The sequence below is a fragment of the Verrucosispora sp. SN26_14.1 genome, assembly GCF_004307965.1.
Lineage (GTDB): Bacteria > Actinomycetota > Actinomycetes > Mycobacteriales > Micromonosporaceae > Micromonospora.
Genome location: NZ_SISL01000482.1, coordinates 1 through 4,345, shown reverse-complemented (window position 1 = coordinate 4,345; position 4,345 = coordinate 1). Strand labels below are relative to the sequence as shown.

The 4,345-nt window shown below is 72.5% G+C and carries 4 protein-coding genes and 1 pseudogene; 3 read left to right on the top strand and 2 right to left on the bottom strand.

Translation table 11 applies throughout. From position 1 onward, the window contains the following. Positions 1 to 247: pseudogene (locus tag EYA84_RS27530) on the bottom strand (septum formation family protein); the annotation flags it as partial. A gap of 78 nt (positions 248 to 325) precedes the next feature. Beyond that, a complete protein-coding gene (locus EYA84_RS27525; protein WP_131056727.1) occupies positions 326 to 1,213 on the bottom strand; it encodes a septum formation family protein in 888 nt (295 codons plus the stop codon). Between the two features lie 246 nt (positions 1,214 to 1,459). On the opposite strand from EYA84_RS27525, the gene rpe reads away from it, so the two are divergent. The 3 genes from rpe to ribD all read left to right on the top strand — a co-directional run. Continuing rightward, a complete protein-coding gene (rpe, locus tag EYA84_RS27520) occupies positions 1,460 to 2,140 on the top strand; it encodes a ribulose-phosphate 3-epimerase (protein WP_131056725.1) in 681 nt (226 codons plus the stop codon). Next, on the top strand, positions 2,106 to 3,122 hold the full coding sequence (locus EYA84_RS27515) for a response regulator (RefSeq protein ID WP_236145989.1): 1,017 nt from the start codon (positions 2,106 to 2,108) through the stop codon (positions 3,120 to 3,122). The genes rpe and EYA84_RS27515 overlap by 35 nt, the downstream gene beginning before the upstream one ends. Positions 3,123 to 3,497: 375 nt before the next feature. After that, positions 3,498 to 4,345: bifunctional diaminohydroxyphosphoribosylaminopyrimidine deaminase/5-amino-6-(5-phosphoribosylamino)uracil reductase RibD (gene ribD, locus EYA84_RS27510; RefSeq protein ID WP_131056721.1), on the top strand; the 848-nt coding region annotated here is incomplete at its 3' end.

Genomic DNA, 4,345 nt, shown 5'->3' with positions numbered 1-4,345 from the left:
GCCGCCCGACGTGCAGCGTCTCGGCCCGGTGCGGCTGCGCGCAGTCCACCGGCGCGTACCCGCCGAGGTATCCGACGTCCTGCGGTTGGGTGTGGCAGGTCTGCGCCGCCGGGGTGAACACCTCCGGCGCGGCCATCACCGGCCAGTCGTCGACCAGGTCACCGTCGATGCCGGCCGGTCTGGTGCTGCACGCGGCCAGCGCCAGCGTCACCGCGCCCAGCGCGACCCCGATCCACCACCGTCGCATCCCCCGTCGACCTCCTGCCGCGCGTGGCCGTGACCGCGGACACGGCACGCCACGGTGCGGCAGCATACGGCACCGTGGTCAGGTGACGGGTAGTCCCTGCGGGCCGACACCGCGCATGGAGCCGGTCAGCTTGCGGTCGTCGCTCCACAGGAAACACCGCACTCCCCGGTCGCCCTCCTCCCACTCGCGCTGCGACGGCGGATAGAAGATCGAGCCGGCACGGTACGGCAGGTCGGCGTTGTTCGGTACGTCGGCGAAGGAGGCGATCAGCTCCATGCACCGCTGGTGCGCCCGGGCGGAGGAGTCGACGAACTCCTTCCAGCTCATGTCCCGCTCGATGTAGACCCCGACGAATTCGGCGCGGTGCGGTTCGGTGCAGAGCACCGGCGCCATGTAGTTGAGGTTGTCGCCGATCAGCTTCGGGTCGAAACAGCGGTGCACCAGCGGCGAGTCGCCGATGAGGGCGCCGCGCAGGCTGCCGGTGCGGTTGACCGGGCGGGTGTTGTCGATGCTGTCGGTCTCGCTCAGGTCGCAGCGGAACCACCGGGCGCCGCCGTTCCAGGCGGAGACCGAGGGCAGCGCGATGTTCATCGTCAGTCGTGCGGTGTGCCAGTCGCCGCCGAGCACCAGGCGGGCCCGCTGGTCGCACTCGGCCCGCGCGGTCCGCAGCGCCGCCGAGCCCGGTTCCGGTCGCCGTCCCCGCGCGTCCGACCCGGTGAACGTGCCCACGTGGACCGCCTCGGCGAGGTGGTTGCGGGCGCAGTCCACCGTCTCGTATGTGCCCGCCTGCACGATCGGGGTGATCCGGGGCAGGCAGGCACCGGTGGCCGGGACGAACATCGTCGGCGCCCGCAGGGCGGGCCAACCGTTGGTGATGTCGCCGTCCGTCCCGCCCGGCCGTACGCAGCCACTGAGCACCATCGCCGCCGCGCCGGCCAGCGCCAGCGTCGCGAGCCACCGTCGCATCGTCCGCCCTTTCCGGGAACCGTCGCCCGGCTGTCGGCTCCCGTGCCCACCGGCCTGCACGTTACCGTCACCGTCCCCGATGGAGTGTTGCCGCGATTCGGACCATTGGCCAGTCAAGTCCCCGCTTCGTCCGGTTCCACTGGTCCGAAGGGGGTCATTCTGCACCAATGGTCACGCCCGAGTCACCGGGCGTCCCCGTTGGTGGCGTGCTGCCGCGACCGTCGGGCGCGTTCGTACACTGGCCCAGTGACCGTACCGCCGCCGATCGTCGCGCCCAGTATCCTCGCCGCCGATTTCGCCCGTCTCGCCGAAGAGGTCCGTGCCGTCGAGGACGCCGCGGACTGGCTGCACGTCGACGTGATGGACAACCACTTCGTGCCCAACCTGACCATCGGGCTGCCCGTCGTGCAGAGCCTGCGGGCCGCCACCCGGCTGCCCTTCGACGTGCACCTGATGATCGAGGACCCGCAGCGCTGGGCGCCCGGCTACGCCGACGCCGGCGCGTACAACGTGACCTTCCACGCCGAGGCGTGTGACGACCCGGCGGCCCTGGCCAAGAACCTGCGGGCGGCCGGCGCCAAGGCCGGCCTGGCGATCGACCGGGACACCCCGATCGAGCCGTACCTGGACCTGCTGCCGAGCTTCGACACGCTGCTGGTGATGACCATCAAGGCCGGCTTCGGCGGGCAGCGGTTCATGCCGCAGTTGCTGGAGAAGGTCCGCCTCGCCCGGCGGCACGTGGACGCCGGCCATCTCGAACTGCGGATCGAGGTGGACGGGGGGATCGCCGCCGACACCATCGAGCAGGCCGCGGCAGCCGGTGCCGACGCCTTCGTCGCCGGCACTGCGGTCTACGGCGCGGACGACCCGGCCGAGGCCGTACGCCGACTGCGTGCGCTGGCGGAGCGCGCGGCGCCCGGAGCCTGAGGTGGAGCCGGCCGGGGACCACAAGGACGTGATCCTGGTCGTCGACGACGACCGGGACATCGCCCGTTTCGTCGAGGTGAACCTGCGACTGCACGGCTTCGAGGTGGTGCTCGCCGGGGACGGTCAGGAGGCGCTCGAACTGATCGAGCGGCAGCGGCCGGACCTGGCCGTGGTGGACCTGATGATGCCCCGGGTGGACGGCCTGGAACTGACCCGGCGGCTGCGCGCCGATCCGATGACCGCCGCGCTGCCGGTGATCATGCTGACCGCCAAGGGGATGACCGTGGACAAGGTCCACGGGCTCAGCGCCGGTGCCGACGACTACCTGGTCAAGCCCTTCGACACCGCCGAGCTGGTCGCCCGGGTCAGCTCCACGCTGCGGCGCAACAAGGAGTTCCGCGAGGTCTCCCCGCTGACCGGGCTGCCCGGCAACAGCCGGATCCGGCGGGAGATCGCCGACCGGATCCGGGTCGGCTCGGACTACGCCGTCGGCTACATCGACGTCGACCGGTTCAAGAGCGTCAACGACCGGTACGGCTTCTCCCGGGGTGACGGCTTCATCTCGGCGCTGGCCCGCAGCCTGCACCGGGCGGTGGTCTCGGTCGCGTTGCCCCCGGCCTTCCTCGGGCACGTCGGCGGCGACGACTTCGTCTTCGTCTGCACCCCGGAGCAGGTCCTGCCGCTCACCTCCCGGGTCTCGGCGGACTTCGAGACGGCCGCCGACGCGCTCTACGACCCGACCGACCGGGAACGCGGCTACGTGGAGCTGAAGGACCGGCGGGGGAACGTCCGCCGGGCCGCGCTGGTCACGCTCTCCATCGGGGTCTCCGTCTCGGACCGGGACAAACGCCTCACCGACCCCCTGGAGGCGATGACGATCGCCTCGGAGATGAAGACCGTGGCCAAGAGCCAACCGGGCTCGTACGTGGCGGTGGACCGCCGTCGGGGTGTCGCCGACCCCGGTCACCGACATGTGAAGTAGCTCGCCGGGGTGGCGCAGAACCCTGCGAAGCGTGTAAGACTTCCCTCAGTACCCACCACGCGCTGGCGGGACTCGGTGTAATTCCGAACCGGCGGTGATCCACGGTCCGACCGTGGTAAGCCCGCGACCCGGGAGCGGTTCGTCCGCCCGGTGGACCTGGTGAGAATCCGGGGCCGACGGTTGGGGGCGGCTGGTCCGCACCCAGACAGTCCGGATGGGAGACAGCGCGCGGGACGGCACGGGCGTGTGGTTCGCCGGACTCTCGGCGTGCCCACCGTCTGCCGGGGGCGGCTGTGCCGTACCCGGATCTGCGCCGCCTGCTCGCGAGTCGATCTTCCTGCCCGCGCGAGCAGAGCGAGAGGGCAGGGCCAGGTGATGGCGAGCGTCTCCGTCGACGAGGCGATGCGTCGCGCGATCGAGCTCGCGGCGCGCGGACTCGGCACGACCAGTCCGAATCCCGTGGTCGGCTGCGTCCTACTCGACGCCGACGGCGAGGTGGTCGGCGAGGGCTTCCACGCGTACGCCGGCGGACCGCACGCCGAGATCGTCGCGCTGGCCCAGGCCGGGCGGCGCGCCAAGGGCGGCACCGCAGTCGTCACCCTGGAACCCTGCGACCACACCGGCCGCACCGGCCCCTGTAGCGCCGCCCTGGTCCAGGCCGGGGTCGCCCGCGTGGTGATCGCCGTACCGGACCCGAACCCGGTCGCCACCGGCGGCGCGGCGACCTTGCGGGCCGCCGGGGTCCGGGTCGACCTGGGGGTACGCGGCACCGAGGCGGAGAGCGGCAACATCGCCTGGCTGACCGCCATGCGCCGGGGCCTGCCCTTCGTCATCTGGAAGTACGCCGCGACGCTCGACGGCCGTTCGGCGGCGGCCGACGGCACCAGCATGTGGATCACCTCCGAGGCGGCCCGGATGGACGTGCACGCGCTGCGGGCCACCGTCGACGCGGTGGTCGTCGGCGTCGGCACCGTGCTCGCCGACGACCCCCGGCTCACCGTCCGCAACCTGCGCGACGGCAGCCTCGCCATCCAGCAGCCGCTGCGGGTGGTGGTCGACTCGGCGGGGCGTACCCCGGCCGACGCCGCGGTCCGCGACGGTGCGGCCCGGACCTGGATCGCCACCGCCGCCGAGGTGGGCACCGGCCCGGACGGCGGCGTGGACCTCTTCGCGCTGATGGCCGCGCTGCACGGGCGCGGGGTACGCGCCGTGCTGCTGGAGGG